General features: G+C 70.5%; 15 protein-coding genes and 1 pseudogene. 7 read left to right on the forward strand and 9 right to left on the reverse strand.

All coding sequences use genetic code 11. The features are described 5' to 3' along the window. A pseudogene (locus ABZW11_RS11360) lies at nt 1-208 on the reverse strand (PrsW family intramembrane metalloprotease); the annotation flags it as partial. Then, a complete protein-coding gene (locus tag ABZW11_RS11365) occupies nt 205-1,749 on the reverse strand; it encodes a hypothetical protein (RefSeq protein ID WP_355415196.1) in 1,545 nt (514 codons plus the stop codon). The gene ABZW11_RS11365 and the pseudogene ABZW11_RS11360, both read right to left, overlap by 4 nt. A 247-nt stretch (nt 1,750-1,996) precedes the next feature. On the opposite strand from ABZW11_RS11365, the gene ABZW11_RS11370 reads away from it, so the two are divergent. Then, nucleotides 1,997-2,674, forward strand: coding sequence for a hypothetical protein (locus tag ABZW11_RS11370; RefSeq protein WP_355415198.1), 678 nt, complete (start codon nt 1,997-1,999; stop codon nt 2,672-2,674). A 39-nt stretch (nt 2,675-2,713) separates the two neighbouring features. Here the strand turns inward: ABZW11_RS11370 and ABZW11_RS11375 are convergent, their stop codons facing one another. Both ABZW11_RS11375 and wecB read right to left on the reverse strand, forming a co-directional pair. After that, nucleotides 2,714-4,750, reverse strand: a complete 2,037-nt coding sequence (locus ABZW11_RS11375) for a glycosyltransferase (protein WP_355415200.1) — start codon at nt 4,748-4,750, stop codon at nt 2,714-2,716. A 54-nt stretch (nt 4,751-4,804) separates the two neighbouring features. Next, on the reverse strand, nt 4,805-5,935 hold the full coding sequence (gene wecB, locus ABZW11_RS11380) for a UDP-N-acetylglucosamine 2-epimerase (non-hydrolyzing) (protein WP_355415202.1): 1,131 nt from the start codon (nt 5,933-5,935) through the stop codon (nt 4,805-4,807). Between the two features lie 56 nt (nt 5,936-5,991). Here wecB and ABZW11_RS11385 point away from each other — a divergent pair, with 56 nt between their 5' ends. From ABZW11_RS11385 to hisC, 6 genes are all read left to right on the forward strand, one after another. Then, nucleotides 5,992-7,677 carry a glycosyltransferase family 4 protein gene (locus ABZW11_RS11385; RefSeq protein ID WP_355415204.1) on the forward strand — a complete coding sequence of 562 codons (1,686 nt, stop codon included), beginning with the start codon at nt 5,992-5,994 and terminating at the stop codon, nt 7,675-7,677. A 124-nt stretch (nt 7,678-7,801) separates the two neighbouring features. After that, nucleotides 7,802-9,055: a nucleotide sugar dehydrogenase gene (locus ABZW11_RS11390; protein ID WP_355415537.1), complete on the forward strand. Its 1,254-nt coding sequence runs from the start codon at nt 7,802-7,804 to the stop codon at nt 9,053-9,055. Between the two features lie 19 nt (nt 9,056-9,074). Continuing rightward, complete coding sequence (locus ABZW11_RS11395) at nt 9,075-10,163, forward strand: glycosyltransferase (RefSeq protein ID WP_355415206.1); 1,089 nt, start codon at nt 9,075-9,077, stop codon at nt 10,161-10,163. Nucleotides 10,164-10,203: 40 nt separating this feature from the next. Continuing rightward, nucleotides 10,204-11,997 carry a DUF4434 domain-containing protein gene (locus tag ABZW11_RS11400; protein WP_355415208.1) on the forward strand — a complete coding sequence of 598 codons (1,794 nt, stop codon included), beginning with the start codon at nt 10,204-10,206 and terminating at the stop codon, nt 11,995-11,997. A 111-nt stretch (nt 11,998-12,108) separates the two neighbouring features. Continuing rightward, complete coding sequence (locus ABZW11_RS11405; RefSeq protein ID WP_355415210.1) at nt 12,109-12,774, forward strand: NUDIX domain-containing protein; 666 nt, start codon at nt 12,109-12,111, stop codon at nt 12,772-12,774. Nucleotides 12,775-12,835: 61 nt separating this feature from the next. Continuing rightward, complete coding sequence (hisC, locus tag ABZW11_RS11410) at nt 12,836-13,894, forward strand: histidinol-phosphate transaminase (protein ID WP_355415212.1); 1,059 nt, start codon at nt 12,836-12,838, stop codon at nt 13,892-13,894. On the opposite strand, the gene ABZW11_RS11415 is transcribed toward hisC, so the two are convergent. From ABZW11_RS11415 to purD, 5 genes are all read right to left on the reverse strand, one after another. Beyond that, on the reverse strand, nt 13,895-14,851 hold the full coding sequence (locus tag ABZW11_RS11415) for an EamA family transporter (RefSeq protein WP_355415214.1): 957 nt from the start codon (nt 14,849-14,851) through the stop codon (nt 13,895-13,897). A gap of 463 nt (nt 14,852-15,314) precedes the next feature. Beyond that, nucleotides 15,315-16,604 carry a transcriptional regulator gene (locus ABZW11_RS11420; protein WP_355415216.1) on the reverse strand — a complete coding sequence of 430 codons (1,290 nt, stop codon included), beginning with the start codon at nt 16,602-16,604 and terminating at the stop codon, nt 15,315-15,317. Nucleotides 16,605-16,805: 201 nt separating this feature from the next. Continuing rightward, complete coding sequence (murA, locus tag ABZW11_RS11425; RefSeq protein ID WP_355415219.1) at nt 16,806-18,071, reverse strand: UDP-N-acetylglucosamine 1-carboxyvinyltransferase; 1,266 nt, start codon at nt 18,069-18,071, stop codon at nt 16,806-16,808. Nucleotides 18,072-18,149: 78 nt separating this feature from the next. After that, nucleotides 18,150-18,986: a phosphoribosylaminoimidazolesuccinocarboxamide synthase gene (locus tag ABZW11_RS11430; protein ID WP_355415221.1), complete on the reverse strand. Its 837-nt coding sequence runs from the start codon at nt 18,984-18,986 to the stop codon at nt 18,150-18,152. Between the two features lie 120 nt (nt 18,987-19,106). Next, nucleotides 19,107-20,327, reverse strand: a complete 1,221-nt coding sequence (purD, locus tag ABZW11_RS11435; RefSeq protein WP_355415223.1) for a phosphoribosylamine--glycine ligase — start codon at nt 20,325-20,327, stop codon at nt 19,107-19,109. Nucleotides 20,328-20,404: the final 77 nt, after the last annotated feature.

The following is a 20,404-nucleotide window of genomic DNA, read 5'->3' on the forward strand; positions in this document are numbered from 1 at the left end:
CGAACGCCTGGAACAGCAGCTCCACGGTGACGACCGGCGAGCGCCCCCGCCCGTACGCCCACACCACGAACGTCACCGGCACCAGGAAGCTGCCGAACAGCACCACCGTCGGCACCAGGTTCGAGTTGCCCGTCCAGCCGGTGACCACCACGGTCGCCAGCCACAGCACGAGACCGGTCAGGAAGATCCGCAGCCACAGCGTCTTCATGACAGTTCCTCGACGGCGCGCACGGCGGCGTCGTCGCCCGCGTCCGATCCCGCGATGGCGATGCGGCCGAAGCGCCCGCGCGCCGCGTCGGCGGGTGACGGGCCGTCCGGGTGGAACGGGTGCCAGGGGCGGCAGTACTGCGGCGCCAGCGCGTGCCCCCAGCGGTGCACGGTGATCGCCGCGACGCCGCGTCCCGGGTCGAAGCCGGCCGGGCCGAGCAGCCGGGTGAGCTGGTCGCGTACGGTGTGCTCCAGCACCTCGTACGGCGTCCTGAACAGCTCGCGCCGCCCGGCCGCCGAGCCCGCGTCGGGCCCCAGCTCCGACCGGCACGGCGTGGCCAGCAGCCGCACCAGGTCGGGCGCCGCGAACTCGGCGGCGCACCAGTACGCGCCGGTCCACCGCACCCGGCGCACGCCGAGCCGCCGCCACGCCGCCGGGTCGCTCAGCCGCACCTCGGCCCGCAGCAGCGGCACGCGTACGGCCCTGCTCAGCGCCCGCCGCCGCTCCTCGGGCAGGCCGGGCACGAGGTACGGCACGGCCGCGCTCCAGCAGGCCAGGACGACGGCCCCGGCCTCGACCGTGCGCACCCGGTGCCCGTCGAAGTAGCCGACGGTCGCCGCGCCTGCCCCGTCGCGCACGGACACGACCGGGCTCGACCACCGCACGTGCCGCGCCACGGGCGGGGCGGGCTCGGGGGCTTGCCCGTGCCACTCCGCGCGTACGGTCGCCGAGTTGTACCGGGACGGCCGCGACCGGTCGAGCCCCAGCCCGGCGAAGCCCGGGTAGCCGGTCCCCCAGGCGTCGATCGCGCCGAACGCCCGGGTGTCGTAGCCCCACTCGGGCGCGGACATGGTCCGCAGGAACCGTTCCGCGTCGGGGTGCCCCCCGCACACCTCGCGCAGGAACGCCGAGTACGTCAGCTCCGCCAGCCGCTCCTCCTTGGCCTCGGGCGACAGCCCCGGCAGCCAGTCGGGCGGGGAGCCGTACAGGGTGCGCAGGTCCGCGCGCGCCTCCTCGGCGATGGGCAGCCGGTCGATCCAGCCGGGGGAGCCGAGCGTGAGGAGAGTGTCGGCGCCGAAGCTCTCCTTGTCGCACATCACGGCGTCGAACGCGGTGCCCCTGCGCAGCCGCTCCCGCCCTGCCCCGCCCTCGGGGTGGTTGTCGAGGACGAGCACGCGGTCGTGCGGGCGCCGCCGCGACCACTCGGCGGCGGCGCTCAGCCCGCTGCGGCCCGCCCCGACGACGACCAGCCCGTAGCGCTCCCCGGTCGGCACCGGAGCGCCCGCGTGCTCCCAGAACCGCCCGTCCCGCAGCGCGTGCGGCACGCTGAGCGCCTCACCGGTGTCCCCGAGCACAGTGAGGGCGGCGGGCGCTCTCGCGGGCTCCAGGGCCGTTCTGGTGGACGCGGTGGTGGGCCCGGTGATGGATGCGGTGGTGGACGGAGTGGTGGCGCCGGCCACGCAGGAGACGGCGATCCCGTCGAAGAAGTCGCGGCGGGAAATGGGCACATCCATACCGAGATCGCGCGGGGTCAGGCTCATGCCGCGATCATCAACAGGCAGGAGAAAAGCCGCACAGAGACGCGCAGGACATCGGCGAACATTTTGCCCAGACCAATACGGCTGATGTCGTTTTGCGGCACATACGCCGAGGTAGAGCCCGCTGCGACGGGCGAACGGTAAATCGCTCCCGAAGCCGCCATAACCGCGAATAGCGACGTTGTGCGGCCCCTCAGTCGTCGCGTCCTCTAACGTTTCCACAATGCCGCTGGAGTGAAATGGAGAACCCATGCGTCAAGCAGTTTCCGGCATATTTCTGGGCACTCTCGTCCTGGCCGGATGTTCCGCCACCGAGGACAAGCCGGCGGCCCCGGCCGCCTCGGCGCCGTCCGCGCCGTCGGCGGCCGAGACCGACAGGTTGCGCGCTGCGCTGCTGCCCGTACCCAAGGGCATGAGCGTCGCGTACGGCCCTGAGACCGGCGCGTTCGGCTCGCTCAAGTCCACCCAGCAGGGTCTGGAGGCGGTCCGCCAGGCCAAGCTGCAGCACCCCGAGTGCGCGGGCGCGGCCCAGCTCGACGCGGCCAGGACCGACGTCGCCAAGTCGCCCGCCGCGGTGATCGCCTTCTCCGCCGAGCGCGGCTCGATCAGCCAGGCCGTGGTGTCGCTGCCGAAGCCCGACTTCCCCGCCGCGCTGCCCGAGAAGTGCGCCTCCTACACGGCCGACGTCGGGGGCACGCCGGTCACGTACAAGACGCGCACGCTCGACATGCCCGCCAAGGGCGACCAGTCGCGGGCCTACCTGACGACGGCGGCGGGCGGCAAGCAGAACGCGCAGATCGGCTCGGTGATGATCAGGCGCGGCACCACGATCATGTCCATGCTCGTGGTCGGCCAGCAGGTCAAGCCCAAGGGCCTGTACGAGCTCGCCAACCTCGCCGACCAGAACCTCGCGAAAGCGAGCCGCTGAGAACGCACATGTGGATCTCCCGGCGGGCGCCGGGAGATCTCAGATGAGCACGTGGTCGTCGGGGCGGCCGACGAAAGAGAACTGCGCGTTCCTGGTCAGCTTGATGTGGTCGGCCTGCCAGGTGTGCATCTTGGTGTCGGCGCTGCGCCAGTAGACGAAGTTGAACCGGTCGGCCGAGTAGATCTTGACGCCGTCCTCCTTGAGGCGGCGTACGAGATGGGTGTCCTCACCCCTGGTGATGTCCGCGAACGGATACGAGCGGAACAGGCCGGCCTTGCCGAGGAACGAGCCGCCCTGCACCAGCCACGAATAGCGGTGCTCAAGGCCGGGCAGCCGCAGCATGGTCGTGTTGGAGCCCTCGAAGTACGCGTAGTGCGCGCCCTTGCCCGCAAGCTCGGCGTCGGAGTAGTCGAAGGCCCTGACCAGGTCCGACAGGTAGTGCTCGCCGTACAGGTTGTCGTCGTCCATCTTGGCGATCAGCTCGCCCTCGGCGGCGGCGATGCCCAGGTTGAGGCAGGCGCCGAGGGTCAGCGAGGCGTCGGCGGGCAGCACGACGACGTCGGTGACGCCGGCCATCCGCGCCTTGTCGGCCACCACGACGGGGTCGATGTCCAGGCCGTGCAGCACCATGACGAGCTGGAGCGGCCGGTGCCGCTGCTTGGCCACCGAGGAGATGGCGTGCTCGATCTGCGCGGCCCGGTTGGTGGGCAGCACGACGGTGATCGAGCGCGAGCGCGGCGCCACCTGGTGGCCGAGGTTCTGCAGGATCTGGTCCACGCGGTGGGAGAACAGGTGCTTGTCGAACACCTCGCGCATCGCGAGGTGCCCCATCCTGGCCCGCAGCTCGGGGCTGTTGATCAGGTGCAGCACCTGGTTGTACGACTCTACCGGCTCCCGTGCGATGGGGATCAGGTCGCCGAACGTCTCCTCGATGGCCCGTGACCACCCGGAGACGACGGGCGTGGCGCAGGCCGACAGCTCGAAGACCCGCCGCGCGCACATGGTGGGCGAGTCGAGCACGGAGTTGACGTTGAGGAAGACCTTGTACATCCGGTACGCGGCCAGCATCTGGTCGTAGGGCAGCTCGCCCACGATGTGCGGCCGGTACTTCTCCGGCCAGGCGTACTTCTCGTCCACCTCACCGTTGCGGGCGAAGATGTGCAGGCCGAGCTCCCTGACCGGGTCGAGCACGGTCTCCATCTGCTCGCGGCGCTCGGGGTGCTTATCGCGGAAGTACATCCCGGCGAAGACCACGTCGTGCAGGCGGCCCTTGTTCTGCTGGATCGGGTTGTGCACGCGCGGCTGGGCGGCGAACTGCAGCACGTCGACCCGGTCGTGGCCCAGGACCTCGCGGTACTTCGGCAGCATGTCGCCGTCGCAGGTGAACACGTAGTCGAACAGCTTGGCCGTGTCGATGAAGAAGTCGAAGTTCGGCGGGTCCTCCTTGTTCCAGAAGACCGTCGGGATGCCCTCCTGCCGGCACCAGGCGACCAGGTCGCGCAGCGGCTCCTTGGGGGCGTTCGTGCCGGTCATCTGGTAGCGCCAGCGGCCCTGGTTGCCGTGCCAGGCCGACTCGCAGAACAGCAGGTCGGGCCGCTTATCGGCGAAGATCTCCGGCCAGTCCTTGAGCCCGAACTCGATCTGGTCCCACTCGTAGCGGAAGGCCATCCTGGAGAAGTCGTCGAGGATCACCGCGACCTTCAGGTCAGGCCGGTTGACCGGGCCCTTCGGCCACTTCGCCGGCGGCACCTCGACCGCGGGCGGCCGGTTGTTCGCCAGCTCGACGGCCTCGGTCACCGGCATCGGCGGCTTGGGCGCGCGCTCCCTGGACCGCACGGCCTCGACGATCTTCGCCGGCTTCTTCGACCCCAGGGCCTCACCCAGCTTGAACGTGCGCTTGGCCTGGGTCGCCTCCAGCTTCCACGACGCGTACGCGGCCTTCGCCTCGGCGATCTCCAGCCGCCTGCGCAGCTCCTTGACCTCGGCCTCGTAGCGCTCGATGAGCTTGCGCTCCTCGGGCAGCCAGTTGACGGGCCCGAGCCGTTGGAAAGCGGGCTGTTCGGGGGTTTCGGCCATGGTGGTACGCCTATCGCTCAGCGGAGGTGATTCATACTACGGGGGGTATGGCCGCTATTCGGGGCGTTTGCCGTGAGATGCGGGAGCCAGGTTGTCCCCCTTCAACCACGCCGCGATCACCGTCGCGATGCGCGGCCCCGCCTTGCCGTCCCACAGCACCGGCAGCTCACCAGCCGGCGTGGCGGCGCCGTCGGCCAGCGCCTTCTCCGCCGCGACCGGCAGCAGCGCGGGCGTGACCAGGCGGTTCGTGCCGTGCGTGACCGTGATCGGCCGCTCGGTGTTGGGCCGGACCGTCAGGCACGGGACGCCCAGCATGGTCGTCTCCTCCTGCACGCCGCCCGAGTCGGTGACGACGAGCGCGGCGCCGCGGACGAGTGAGAGGAAGTCCACATACCCAAGAGGGTCGATGACCTTGACGGACTCGCCGTCCACGAGGCCCGCGTCGGCCAGCCGCGCCTTGCCGCGCGGATGCACCGGCACCACGACCGGGACCTGCCGCGACACCTCAACCACCGCGTCCACCAGCTCCTTGGCCGCCTCGGCGGTGTCCACGTTGGCCGGGCGGTGCAGGGTGGCCACCGCGTAGCGCTCGGGCAGGCCGAGCCTGGCCACGATCGGGGCCGGGTCGAGCGACGGCAGCGCGGAGAACAGGCTGTCGATCATCGGGTTGCCGACCAGGTGCACCTTGTCGGCCGGGATCCCCTCGGACGCGAGGTACGCCAGCGCCTCGGGCGAGGTCGCGAACAGCAGGTCGGCCAGGGCGTCGGTGACGACCCTGTTGACCTCTTCAGGCATGCCCCTGTCGTACGAGCGCAGCCCCGCCTCGACGTGCGCGGTACGTACGCCCAGCTTGGCGCAGACCAGGATGGCGGCCAGCGTCGAGTTCACGTCGCCGTAGACCACGACCAGGTCGGGATCGTGCTCCTGCACGACCTCCTCCAGGCCCACGAGCAGCGCGGCCGTCTGCTTGGCGTGGCTGCCGGAGCCGACGCCGAGATTGGCCACCGGCTCGGGCAGTCCGAGGTCGGCGAAGAAGACGTCCGACATCAGCGCGTCGTAGTGCTGACCGGTGTGGATGATGCCCTGCCGCACGCCGAGCTCGCCGAGTGCCCGCACCACCGGGGCCGCTTTCACGAAATTGGGACGAGCACCCAAAACGTGCAGGACCAGGGGGTTCTCCCTCATTGACCTCGCCTTTCATAGCGGAAGGGAAAAAACGCTGCCTATGGTACGGTCCCACCGTGGCATCCGACGCCAGTCGTCAAGACTCCTCCCGTACCTCCGACCGGGTCTCCGCGAAGTCCGCCCGTGCCGGCGTCGGTGGGCTTCTCAAGGGTTTCGTCAACCACCCGGTCATCGTTTCCCGCGTGGTGTGGACGAAGGTCAAGTCCGACCCGGTCCGCGTGGCCCAGGCCGCCGCCGACACGCTCCCGCCCCGGCTGCGCCCCGTCGTGGGCAGCGTCGCCTGGCCGGCCGCCCGCCGGGCCCGCCGCATGGTGCGCAAGTTCGGCATGCGCGTGGTCAAGGGCCCGTGGAACGAGGCCAAGCTCCACTGGGACGCCGGGCGGGTCAGCGAGGCCGCCGCCGTCCTGGAGGCCCACACCAAATACCCGTTCGTCAAGCGCAGGGCCGCCTATTACCGGGGCGAACTGGCCGCGATCAGCCCCGACCCCATCCCGCCCGCGCCCAAGGTGGCCATCCTGGAGCGGGTCCAGAACCGGGTCCTGCACGTCGTCACGAACGCGCTGCCGTACACGCAGGCCGGCTACACCGTGCGCACCCACCGCATCGTCAGCGCCCAGAAGGTCGCGGGCATCGACCCGCACGTGGTCACGAGCTGGGGCTGGCCGATGCTGCAGGGGCACGCCGACGCGGCGCCGTACGACGAGATCGACGGCATCCCCTACCACCGGCTGCTGCCCGAGCCCCACGGCGAGATGCCGTTCGAGACGCAGGGCCGCATCATCAGGGGCGCCGACCGCGTCACCAAGCTCGTCACCGAGCTGCGCCCGCAGCTCCTGCACGCCGCCACCGACCACCGCAACGGCTCGATCGCCCACGCCGTGCGCGACCGCACGGGCACGCCGTTCGTCTACGAGGTCCGCGGCTTCCTCGAGGAGACGTGGGCCTCCCGCGACCCGATCAGGATCGGCAGCCAGCGTCACGTGCTCCAGCGCGAGCGTGAGGCGTTCCTCATGCGCGAGGCCGACGCGGTCGTCACGCTGGCCGAGACGATGGCCGCGGAGATCGTCGAGCGCGGCGTGCCGAGGGACAAGATCCACCTCGCGCCCAACGCCGTGGACGATTCGCTGCTGACCGCCCACTACGACGGGGCCGCCTTCCGTCGCGCGTACGGCATCGAGGAAGGCGAGATCGTCGTCGGCTCGGTGTCGAGCATCGTGGCTTATGAGGGATTTGCCACACTCCTCAAGGCGGCGGCGCTGCTGCGCGACGGCGGCTCTCCCGTACGCGTGCTCATCGTCGGCGACGGCACCGAGCGCGAGAACCTGCTCGCGCTGGTAGAGGAGCTGGGCCTCAAGGACGCCATCCTGCCCGGCCGGGTGGGGCCCGACGAGGCCCTGCAGGCCCAGGACGCGATCGACATCTTCGCCTGCCCGCGTGAGGACCTGCGGGTGTGCCGACTTGTTACGCCATTGAAACCCGTCGAGGCGATGGCGCTCGGCAAGCCGGTCGTGCTGAGCGACCTTCCCGCGCTGTCGGAGCTGGTCGGCTCCGACGGGGCCGGGAAGCTCGTGCCCGCAGGCGATCCGGAAGCGCTGGCCAAGGCGATCGGCGGGCTCAGGGACGATCCCGCCAAGCGCGCCGAGATGGGCGAGGCGGGCCGGGCGGAGGTCGCGGCGAAGCGGACCTGGAGCCGCGTTGCCGAGACTTATCAAGCTCTATACCGTTCCCTTGCCGATCGATGACCGTTCAGATGCCTGTCTCTTGTGACTGGTTCGCTCGCATTAGGCGTGAGCTAGGTGGACTTGAGATAACCTTTGCCACCATGAAGTGTTGTTTCCGGCTCTCTAAGGCACAGCTGTGACAGAAATAGACTTGGCTGTCATCGGCCTGGGCTACGTCGGCATGCCGCTCGCCAAGGAGGCGGTGGCCGCCGGTCTGCGAGTCGTCGGCCTGGACGTCGACCCCGTCAAGGTCGACGCGCTCAACGCCGGGCGCTCCTACATCGACGACCTGACCGACGCCGACCTCGAGCACATGCTGTCCCGAGGGTTCAGCGCCACGCTCGACGAGACCGTGCTGGCCAGAAGCAACACGATCGTCATCTGCGTGCCCACCCCGCTCGACGAGGACCACCGGCCCGACCTGTCGGCCGTGGAGGGCGCCACCAAGGCCGTCGCCCGCAACCTCAGCAGGGACACGCTCGTCGTGCTGGAGTCCACCACCTGGCCCGGCACCACCGACGAGGTGGCCAGGCCGCTGCTCGAAGCCTCGGGGCTGATCGCGGGCGAGGACTTCCACCTCGCCTTCTCGCCCGAGCGCATCGACCCGGGCAACGCCAAGTTCGGCCTGCGCAACACGCCCAAGGTCGTCGGCGGCTTCACGCCGACCTGCCGCGACCGGGCCACCGCGTTCTACGGGCGGTTCATCGAGCGGATCGTGCCGGTCAGCGGCACCCGCGAGGCCGAGATGGCCAAGCTGCTCGAGAACACCTACCGGCACGTCAACATCGCCCTCGTCAACGAGATGGCGATCTTCTGCGACGAGCTGGGCATCGACCTGTGGGAGGCCATCGAGGCCGCCGGCACCAAGCCGTTCGGCTTCCACAAGTTCCTGCCGGGGCCCGGCGTGGGCGGCCACTGCATCCCGGTCGACCCGTCCTACCTGTCGTACACCGTGCGCAAGCTGGGCTACCCCTTCAGGTTCGTCGAGCTCGCGCAGGAGATCAACGAACGGATGCCCTCGTACGTGGTCGCCCGCGTACAGCGCCTGCTGAACCGGCACAAGAAGGCCGTGAACGGCGCCAAGGTCGTCCTGCTCGGCGTCACCTACAAACCGGACATCGCCGACGAACGCGAGACCCCGGCCCTCCCCGTGGCGCGTGCGCTGCTGGAACTGGGCGCCGACCTCTCGTTCGCGGACCCCTACGTCAAGGAGTGGTCGGTAGACGGCACCGCGGTGCCGCGCGAGGAGGATCTGGCGGAGGCCGTGACCAACGCGGACGTGACGCTGCTGCTGCAGCAGCACGCCGCGTTCGACCTCGACATGGTCGAGGCGAAGGCCAAGCTCGTGCTGGACACCCGAGGCGTGCTCGCCGAGGGTGAACGCGTCGAGCGGCTGTAGCGACGGAGGGCTGCGCGCAGTGCACGTGCTCGTCATGACGGTGGTGCATAACCCCGAGGACGCGAGAATTCTGCATCGGCAGATCCGTGCCCTTGTGGATGCCGGTCATGAGGTCACGTACGCCGCCTCGTACACCGCGCACGGAGTCGTCCCGCGACCCTGGGTGAACGGCGTCGACCTGCCGAGGGCCGCCCAGCGCAAGCGGGTGGCGGCCGTGCTGGCCGCGCGCCGGCTGTTCAAGAAGATGCGCGACAAGGTCGACCTCGTCCTCATCCACGACCCCGAGCTGCTGTTCGCCGTCTGGGGCCTGCGCAACAGGCCGCCGATCGTGTGGGACGTCCACGAGGACACCCCGGCCACGCTCTCGCTGAAGCCGTGGCTGCCCGCGCCGCTGCGCCCGCCCGTGCGCTTCCTCGCCCGCATGCTGGAGGGCACCGCCGAGCGGCACATGCACCTGCTGCTGGCCGAGACCGCGTACGCGGGCCGCTTCAAGCACGCCCACCTCATCGTGCCCAACGAGACGTGGGTGCCCGACTCGGTGACGCCGCCAGGCGACGACCGGGTGGTCTACCTCGGGTGGCTGTCACGGGCCCGCGGCGTGCTTGAGGCGATCGAGGTGGCCAAGCTGCTGCAGCCGTACCGGGTGGTGGTGGAGCTCATCGGGTACGCGGACCCGCAGAGCCGCCCGCTGCTCAACCAGGCCGTCACCGACGGCCTGCTGGAGTGGCGCGACTTCATGCCCAACGACGAGGCGCTCAAGCGGCTCGACGGCGCGCTGGCCGGCCTGTCGCTGCTGCACGACGAGCCCAACTACCGGCACTCGATGCCGACGAAGATCATCGAGTACATGGCGCACGGCATCCCCGTCATCACCACGCCTTCGCCGCGCGCGGTCGAGCTGGTCGAGCGGTACGACAGCGGCGTCGTGGTGCCGTGGGAGGACCCGAAGGCGGTCGCGCAGGCCGTGCTCACGCTGCGGGACGACGTACGCGAGCGGCGGGCGCAGGGAGCGCGCGGCTACGCGGCGGCCCGCGCCAACCACCACTGGCCCAACTCCGCCAAGCGGTTCGTGTCACAGCTTGAGTCCTGGGCCGGGGTCAAGCCGTAACTCACAGCTGTCATCGACAAGGGCGGGTAGGTTCCTGAACGTGCGCTGGCTCTTACTGGTCGTGGGCGTAGCCGTCCTGGCCGTGATCGCCGCCGTCGTCATCGTGCTGCGCCCCGGCGACTCCGAGCCGACGGCCGCGACGTCACCGGCGCCCAAGCGGTCGGCCACGCTGCCGACGCCGAAGGTGAGCGAGTTCACCGACCCCTGTGGAACGTTCGACACCGGCGAGATCGCCCCCTACGCGGTGACCGGCTACTGGATCACCCCCAAGTCGAACCCGTGCACCTGGCGCAAGCAGCTCCAGGAGATCCACCGCGTCGGCGGCGACACGATCATCAGGATCGGCTACGGCCTGCAGTTCCGCACGGTCACCGCCTCAGGGCAGGTGCGTGCCAAGGACGGCACGATCGACTCGCTCTACAAGCCGTGCGTCGAGGACGGCCTGAGCTGCCACGACGCCGCCGAGCGCGACCTGAAGCAGGCCAACCCCGGCAACCGCATCGGCCGCATGTACGTCTACCGCACCGACGAGGCGTTCGGACCCGACCTCTACCGCTGCCCCGAGATGGAGCACGCCATCGAGGTCGGCAAGCGGGTCTACTACCGGCTCATCACCCAGGCCGACGGCTCCGACGACGCCACCTGCGACTTCAGCAGCAAGGCGCAGTCGTACGACATGATCCTGGTGGCCGGCTCGCCCCGCGACAGCCTGAAGGAACTGCTCGACCTGGGCGACCAGTTCGGCATGCGGATCTTCCCCGCGCTGCCGCTGGCCCCGCGCGACCACAAGACGCCGATCAGGGCCGAGAAGCGGCACCTCGGCACGCTCACCACGCTGACCAGGCGCATCGTGCAGGACTACGGCGCCCGCTTCGCCGACCGCGAGTCGCTGGGCGGCGTCTACCAGCCGTTCGAGGTGCAGATGTCGGCCACGCTGGCCGACAACCCGACGCTGGAGGTCTACTCCGACCAGCACCGCATCGTACAGCAGGAGCTGTCGGGCAAGCCGATCCTCATCAGCCCCTACCTCGACGCCCGCAAGCGGGTCGCGTTCGGGCAGACGCCGCAGCAGGTGGCCGAGGGCTTCAAGGCGCTGGTGCGCACGGGGGTCGGCATCATCGCGCCGCAGGACAGCCGGGGCACCGGCAAGGTCGGCCTGTTCTGGCCCGACGAGCGCGGCGACGAGGTGGACGAGCGGCTGCGGCCGGTGGTGGGCGAGTCGACGTACGAGACGGCCTACCACGGCTCCACCCGCGACTACTACCGCGCCATGTCGGAGGCCCGCGAGGAGATGATGGACTCCGGCTACCACGTGCAGCTCTGGGCCAACGTGGAGGTCTTCGAGCCGTCGGGCGACAGGCCCTGCGCCCCCACGGGCACCCGCGGCAAGACCGACAAGGAGCGCCTCGACCAGGCGGTCACCATGGCCGGCCGGTACGTCCAGAAGATCGTCTCCTACATGTGGAGCGACTTCATGACGTGCGGCAGCCCGTCGGTCGAGGAGGAGATCGTCAAGGACTGGCAGCGCCCGATCGCCGTGGACGCCATCAGGCGGCCCCGCGACGTCCAGGACGGCGTTGAGGTCCGCGGCTACCACCTCGACCTCGGCACCGTCACCGTCCAGTGGTCGGGCGGCACCGAGGAGATGAACATCGCGAGCGTCGGCTGGCTCGACACCGACCCGATCGAGGAGGAGCTGCCGGAGGGCATGCAGGCGGCGTGGGTGCCGTTCGACTGGACCAAGGTGCCCGCCGGCGAATGGGTGCGCATCGGGGTGAAGCTCCCCTCGGGGCAGAGCACGACCGAGCCGCTGCACGTCCGCATCGTCACCTAGCGTCGTCACCCGGCGTCGTCACCCGGCATCGTCAACCGGCGTCGTCAACCGGCGTCGTCAGCAGGGCCGCACGGTTCGCCGCCTCCACAGGACGCGTGTAACGTGCCGGGCATGGTCCCGAGCATCCCGGTCAGCGTCGACCTGGTCGTGCTCACCGTGCGCAACCAGGCTCTCAGCGTGCTCGTCTGGCGCCGCGACAACCCGCCGTTCCTGCGCCGCTGGTCGCTGCCCGGCGGCTTCATCCAGCTCGACGAGGACCTGCCGGCCGCCGCCGCCCGCATCCTCGCCGAGCGGGCCGGTCTGCCGGGCGCGCCCGTTCACCTGGAGCAGCTCCAGACCTACGGCTACCCCGACCGCGACCCGCGCCAGCGCGTGCTCAGCGTCGCCTACCTCGGCCTCGCCCCCGACCTGCCGGCCTCGGAGAAGGCGCACATGAGCTGGCAGCCGGTCGGCTCGCTCGCCGTGATGGCCTTCGACCACCGGCGCATCATGCTCGACGGCGTCGAGCGGGCGCGCGGCAAGCTGGAGTACACCTCGCTCGGCGCGGCGTTCTGCCCGCCCGAGTTCACGGTCGCCGACCTGCGGCGGGTCTACGAGATCGTCTGGGGCCGCAGCCTCGACCCGCGCAACTTCCACCGCAAGGTCACCAAGGCCGAGGGGTTCCTGGTCGAGACCGGCGCCACCACGACCCGCGACGGCGGGCGGCCCGCGAAGCTCTACCGCCGCGGGCCCGCCGAGCTGCTCCACCCGCCCATGCTGCGCAGCCTCAAGGAATAAGGCCCCTTCACAAGTACAGGCGGGTGATGTCCCACCCGGCCGCTGCTCTTAAGGTGATGCCATGCCTCGTTTCCGCCAGATTCTCGACACCATGGCCCCCTACACGCCGGGCAAGGCGGTCGCCGCGCCCGACGGGCGGTCGTACAAGCTGTCGTCCAACGAGTCCCCGTACGACCCGCTGCCCTCCGTGGTCGAGGCCATCGCCGAGGGGGCCAGGAACATCCATCGCTACCCCGACGCGGGCGCGGTCAAGCTGACCGAGGCCGTCGCGGAGCGCTTCGGCGTGCCGGAGGCCCACGTCGCGCTGGGGCCCGGGTCCGTGACCGTGGCGCAGCAGCTGTTCGAGACGGTGAGCGAGCCGGGCGCCGAGGTGGTCTACGCGTGGCGGTCGTTCGAGGCGTATCCGCTGCTCGCCGACCTCGCCGGGGCGATGTCCGTACGCGTGCCGCTGGCGGGCGAGGACCACGACCTCGACGCCATGGCCGAGGCGATCACCGACCGCACCCGCATGGTGTTCGTGTGCAACCCGAACAACCCGACGGGCACCGCCATCCGCAGGGCCGCGCTTGAGTCGTTCCTCGACCGGGTGCCCGAGGACGTGCTGGTCGTGCTCGACGAGGCCTACCGCGAGTACGTCCGCGACGAGGACGTGCCCGACGGCCTGACCCTCTACCGCGACCGGACGAACGTGGCCGTGCTGCGCACGTTCTCCAAGGCGTACGGGCTGGCCGGGCTGCGCGTCGGCTACATGATCGCGCAGGAGCCCGTGGCCACCGCCGTGCGCAAGACGATCATCCCGTTCGCCGTCAACAGCCTCGCCCAGGTGGCCGCGATCGCCTCGCTGGCCGCCGAGGACGAGCTGCTCGACCGGGTCGAGCGGGTGGTCAAGGAGCGCACCCGCGTCCGCGAGACGCTCATCGGGCAGGGCTGGACGGTGCCGCCTTCCGAGGCCAACTTCGTCTGGCTGCGGCTCGGCGAGCGCACGCTCGACTTCGCCGCCGAGTGCGCGAAGGACGGGGTGGCGGTGCGGCCGTTCCAGCCCGAGGGCGTGCGGGTGTCGATCGGCTCGCCCGAGGCGAACGACGTCTTCCTCGCCGCCGCCGCGCGCTTCCGCGGCTGATCAGGCTTTCTGCGGCGCCGTGGCCTCGCCGGCCGGCGCCGGTGCCGGTGTCCTCTTCGCGCGTCGCTCTGTCGAGACCACCAGGGCGACGCCGATGAGGATCACCACGCCGCCGAGCACGATCTGCACGGTCACGTGCTCGTTGACCACCAGCACGCCCAGGATGACCGCCACGACCGGGTTGACGTAGGCGTACGTCGAGACGAGCGAGATGGGCGCGTTGCCGAGCAGCCACGTGTACGCGGTGAACCCGACGAGCGAGCCCACCAGCACCAGGTAGGTCAGCGCCGCCCACGACCGCCCGGAGATCGCGGCGAGGTCGACGTGCTCGCCGATCGAGGTGCTGACGATCGCCAGCCCGGCGCCGCCGGCCAGCATCTCGACCGCGCTGGCCGTCCACACGTTGGGCGGCATGGGGATGCGGGCGGACAGGAACGAGCCGATCGACCACGACAGCGAGGCCAGCAGGATCACCACGATGCCGGTGGTGCCGGCCGACTCGCCGCCGCCGTTGAGCGACAGCGCGGCCACGCCCCCGAACCCGACGAGCACGCCCCCGATCGTCAGCAGCGCGGGCCGGTCGCGGGCCATGATCCGGAACACGACCAGCCACAGCGGCACCGACGCCACCAGCAGCGCGGCCAGACCGCTGGAGATGTGCTGCTCGGCGACGGCCACCATGCCGTTGCCGCCGGTCAGCAGCAACAGCCCGACGAGCGCGGCGCCGCCGAACTGGCGCGGCGTCATCCTGAACGCGGCCCTGCCCTTCTTGATCAGCAGGAACGCGGCCAGCAGGAGCGAGGCGGTGACGAACCGGGAGGCGCCGTGCAGCAGCGGCGGCATCGTCTCGATGGCGATCCTGATGCCGAGGTACGTCGAGCCCCACACGACGTAGACGATCGCCAGAGCGCCCCAGATGAGGAGAGGGGAGCGGCTGTCAGGAGCGTTGGCACTCATGGCTCATGACTGTACAGCGCAAGACCGACAGAACACCCACGAATATCAGTCCTTGAACTCGGGGCGCGGAGGCGCTGACAGGGCCGGTGCCGCGGGTCATGGGGAAGGAGGCCGACCTGCGGGTGAAAGGCGCTCACCGCGCCGCACAGCCCCGCCTGGCACCGTTCGTGCGGGCGGACACACGGCCCATTCCCTAACCATGCCCGAAAAGGTCCGCGGGGCCCGTCGAACCTCACGCTACGCAGGGGGATCGTCACCACGGACGGCCGGTGCCGAAAGGATTTGGTGCCCCCGTCCGAATCCCGTCGATCGGGGGCGACGGAGAACATACCCGCATCTACACGGGTCAACCAATGAGTTCACAAGAGTGCGCCCGCAATGTTCCCCAAGCGGACACGCTTCGGTCAACGAGCGAGCCGGGCCCGCCGCGAAACCTGCGGCGGGCCGGCCCTGTCACCCCAGCTCAGCGGGGCCCGAGCTTCTCCACGATCAGCCGGTAGAGCTGGCGCGGACGCCCCGGCTGCGGCGTGCGGTTGGGCGGAAGCGGCCACGCGAGTCCCTCGTCAACCAACGTGCGCAGCAACCGCCGTGCCGTACGCGGCGTGACCCCGAGCATCTTGCCCGCTCCTTCGGCGTCGACCACCGTGTCGCCGCCTTCGAGCTTGGCCGCCAGCCGGGCCAGTACTTCCACTCCTTTCGGTTTCAGTGCGGTGGCCCCGGTCGGTGGCATCCGCGGAGCCGGGATCAGCGCCCGCCCCTCGCGGTCCACCGCGAAGCCCTGTGCCTGCTTGCCCGCCTGCGTCCGCGCCATCGCGGCGCGTGCGTGCGACTCGGCGTCGTGCGTCGTGCGACCCATGCCCACACCGACCTCGACCGCCAGCCCCAGCTCGTCCCTGATCCTGGCGGCGAAGGGCAACACCCTGAATCCGTCCGTCGCCGCCGCGATCGAGCCCCTGGTGGCGGTCACCAGGTAGCTGTGATCGTCGATGGGCCAGACGGTGGCGTTGATCCTGTTCGCCTCCTGGACCAGCAGCCGGTGCAGCGACAGCCGCAGCTCGTCGCGCCAGTAGCGGGGGGCCGCGCGCCGCACGGGCTCGCGCAGCGTCGGCACCTCCACCAGCACGACGGTCAGCTGTGACTCCTCCAGCCGGTGGTGCGCCCCGAGCAGCGCCGCGGTGTGCAGCGCCGTACGGACCGCCGCCGAGGTCGGCCTGATCCTGATGACCGGTACGCCTGCCGTATGCAGCCGTTCGGCCACCGCGGGCAGGCATGTGAGCGCTCCCGTGGTAGCGCCTTGCCGGGCCAGGCGTTCGTGATAGGCCGCGATCGTGCCGGTGGCTCCCGGCTCGTCGCGGCTGTGCACGTCCGCCGCGGGGATGCCGAGGTCGGTGTACGCCTCCTCGACATCGGCCCTGCTGACCACGTCGATGCTGACCCTTTTCGGGTCGATGCGGGTGTCGAGCGCGGCCTTGGCCAGCGCCGCCACCAGTGCCGCTCCGCCGAGTTGCACGTACGTCGCGGGCATCGTCAGCACGCCTGAACGCCTGGCCAGGTCATAGGGGACCGGGCTGGCGAACAGGCACGCGTCGACACCGGGACCGAGCCGCGTCACCTTGTCGGGCGCCTCCTGCTCGTCGCGGTAGGCCGCGGCGACCAGGCGACACGGCAGCGGCGCCGCGGCGTGACCCATCAGCATGACTCGCTCGACCAGGTCGTGGGGTCCGACCACGCCGATGGTGAGGTCCGGTGTCATAGCGCCCGGGCGTGACACTCGGGGAGTTTCTTCGGCCCTCTCGACCAATGTTCGTCCCATCCTGCCGTCCGTTGCAGTGCTCTCTTTTGGAACGATCGCTCGCGGGGGCCGTAATGTCACGCCCGACTTTTCCGGAAAGCCGTTCTGGTTGACCGCCCGACTACGTGTTGATGCAGCTCATCGCCACTTTTCTGGCGATTTTTAGCGTTCAGAAATCTCTCGTGTAATGTCCGCTCCGAGAGCCCGCATTCGCGCCGCGAGATGCGCGTGGCCGCGGTCGATGAGGTAACCCGAGTCGATCACCGTCTCGCCTTCGGCGGCCAGGCCGGCGAGCACGAGCGCGATGCCCGAGCGCAGATCGTGGGCGGTCACCTGCGTGCCGGTGAGCGGCGTGCGGCCACGGACGATGGCCCTGCTGCCCTCCACCTCGACGTTGGCGCCCATCTTGTTCAGCTCGCCGGCCAGCGCGAACCGGCCGTCGAAGATCCGCTCGTGGATGTAGCTGGTGCCGTCGGCGAGGGCCGCGACGGTCATCATCGGCGACTGCAGGTCGGTGGCGAAGCCGGGGTAGGTGTCGGTGATGATGTTGATCGGCCGCAGCGGGCCGTCGCAGCGTACGTGGAGCACGGCGCCCTGCCGGTGGAACTCGACGCCCATCTGCTCCAGCTTGTAGCGCACGACGCCGAGGTCGAGGCCGGTGCCGACGAGGCTGACCTCGCCCTGGGTGAGCGCCGCCGCCATGGCGAAGACGCCGGCGTCGAGCCGGTCGGGCATCACGGTGTGCTCGACGGCGTGCAGCTCGTCGACGCCCTCGACGGTGATGAACCCGGTGCCGCCGCCGCTGATGCGGGCGCCCATCTTGCTCAGCATGTCGATGACGTCGAGCACTTCGGGCTCAAGGGCGGCGTTCTCGATGACCGTGGTGCCCTTGGCCAGGCAGGCGGCCATGATGAGGTTTTCCGTGCCGGTGTGGGAGGGCGTGTCGAGATAGAGGGTGGCGCCGGTCAGCCCGGCCGCCTTGACGTGGATGACGGTCTCGCCCTCGTCGACGATCGCGCCCAGGCGCTTGTAGCCGAGGTAGTGGAAGTCGAGGTTGCGGCTGCCGAGGTTGCAGCCGCCCACGCCCTCGACCACGGCCTCGCCGAGGCGGTGCAGCAGGGCGGGGGTGAACAGCACCGACCCGCGAAAGCGCCTGGCGATCTCGGCGGGCAGGACGGGGCTGCTGACCTTGGAGGCGTCGATGACCAGCGTGCGCTCCGACTCGTGCAGCTCGACGTACGCGCCGATCGCCTCGGCCAGCTCGACCGCGCGGCGGACGTCCTCGATGATCGGCACATTGCGCAGGACCGTGCGGCCCTTGGCGGCCAGCAGAGCCGCACCGATCATGGGGAGCACGGCGTTCTTCGCGCCCTGGATGAACGCGGTTCCACGCAGTGCGTTGCCACCGCGCACGCGGTAACGGACCATTCGTGCGGCTCCTTGAATTCTGGCGGTGAGGCTCGATCGGGCCAACAGTAGTCGCTCACACCACATGACCCAGCCGAATCATCCGCTAAAGGAAGCCCCCGTGATGCGCTCATACGCTTCTAGGTATCGCTGCCGGGTGCGTTCGACGATGTGGTCGGGAAGGCGCGGTGGGGGGTTTCCGGTTGATTTGTCCCATCCGGATTCGGGCGATAGCAGCCAATCTCGTACGAATTGCTTATCAAAAGACGGCTGACTGCGGCCCGGCTGCCACTCGTCGGCCGGCCAGAAGCGCGAGGAGTCGGGCGTCAGCACCTCGTCGCCCAGCGTCAGCACGCCGTCGGAGTCCCAGCCCAGCTCGATCTTCGTGTCGGCGACGATGATGCCCCGCTCGGCCGCGATCTCCGCGCCGCGCGCGTAGACGGCCAGCGTGATGCGGCGCAGCTCCTCCGCGGTCTCCGCGCCGACCTCCGCCACGACCCGCTCGTACGAGATCGGCTCGTCGTGCCGGCCCTGCGGCGCTTTGGTGGACGGCGTGAAGATCGGCTCGGGCAGCCGTGAGCCGTCCTGCAGCCCGGCGGGCAGCGGCACCCCGGACACCGTGCCGCTCGCGCGGTATTCGGCCAGGCCGCCGCCCGTCAGATAGCCCCTGGCCACGCACTCGACCTGCACCATGCGCAGCGGCCTGCACACCACGCTGCGCGCGTCGTCGCCGCGCTTGACGACGTGGTTGGGCACGACGTCCTTGAGCTGGTCGAACCACCACAGCGACATCTGCGTGAGTATGGCCCCCTTGTCGGGGATGTCGGGCTCAAGGACGTGGTCGAAGGCCGAGATCCGGTCGGAGGCGACCATCACCAGCAGGCCGTCGGCGGTCTGATAGAGATCGCGGACCTTGCCAGAGTGCACGTGTTTCACGGGGTCAAGTGTGCCACCGGGCGGCCGGTCACCGGGTGAGGGGTGGCGTGCGCCGTCCGGCGGGGGCGGAGTGCCCCCGCCCTCCCGGCGAAGCGGCCGCCTCGCGTCGTCGTCCTGCGGTCAGCGGACGGGCGCGATGTCCGTGCGGTGGTGGGAGCCGCGCAGCCCGATGCGCCCGGCCAGCTCGTACGCCGCCCGCCGCGCGCTCTCCTGGTCGGGCCCGTGACCGACGACGCTGAGCACCCGCCCACCGGCCGACACGACGGCGCCGTCCTTCCGCGCCGTGCCGGCGTGCAGCACGTAGGCCCGGTCGGTGGATTGGAGCCCGGTGATCGGGTCGCCCTTGACCGGCGACTCGGGGTAGCCCTCGGAGGCGATCACCACGCACACGGCGGAGCCGTCCTTGAAGACCGGGTCGAGCCCCAGCTCGCCGGTGGCGGCGGCCATGAGCAGCCCGCCGAGCGGCGTCTCCAGCCGGTCGAGCAGCACCTGCGTCTCGGGGTCGCCGAAACGGGCGTTGAACTCGACCACCTTCGGCCCCTTGGCGGTGAGCGCGAGGCCGACGTAGAGCACGCCCTGGTAGGGCAGCCCGCGCCGGGTCAGCTCGGCGATCGTCGGGTGCACGACCTCGCGCATGACCTGCTCGGTCAGCCCGTCGGGCGCCCACGGCAGCGGCGTGTAGGCGCCCATGCCGCCGGTGTTGGGGCCCTCGTCGCCGTCGTAGGCGCGCTTGAAGTCCTGGGCGAGCTGCAGCGGCACCGCCGTGCTGCCGTCGCACAGCGCGAACAGCGACACCTCGGGGCCGTCGAGGTATTCCTCGATGACGACCCGCTCGCAGGCCAGCGCGTGGGCGAGCGCCGCGGCGCGGTCGTCGGTGACGACGACGCCCTTGCCCGCCGCGAGCCCGTCGTCCTTGACGACGTAGGGGGCGCCGAACTCGTCGAGCGCCGCCGCCGCCTCGGCCTCGGTCGTGCAGGTGCGCGAGCGCGCGGTCGGCACGTCGGCGGCGGTCATGATCTCCTTGGCGAACGCCTTGGAGCCCTCGATCATGGCCGCGTCGCGCGAGGGGCCGAAGCAGGCGAAGCCGGCCTCGCGTACGGCGTCGCTCACCCCGGCCACGAGCGGCGCCTCCGGCCCGATCACCACGAGATCGACCCGCAGCCGCCTGGCCAGCTCGGCCACCTGCTCGGGGTCGAGCGGATCGACGGGATGGACGGTGGCGACCTCCTCGATGCCAGGGTTGCCTGGCGCACAGTGAAGCTCGCTGACCTGCGGATCGAGCTTGAGTGAACGGCACAGGGCGTGCTCACGCCCTCCGGATCCAATGACTAGAACGCGCACGGGCTCCATTGTCGCAGGCCCGCCGCCTGACGCGGGTCGCCGGTCGCGATGACAGCGGTGATGACGGCGCGATGACA

The organism is Nonomuraea sp. NPDC004580 (assembly GCF_040609855.1).
GTDB classification, from domain to species: domain Bacteria; phylum Actinomycetota; class Actinomycetes; order Streptosporangiales; family Streptosporangiaceae; genus Nonomuraea; species Nonomuraea salmonea.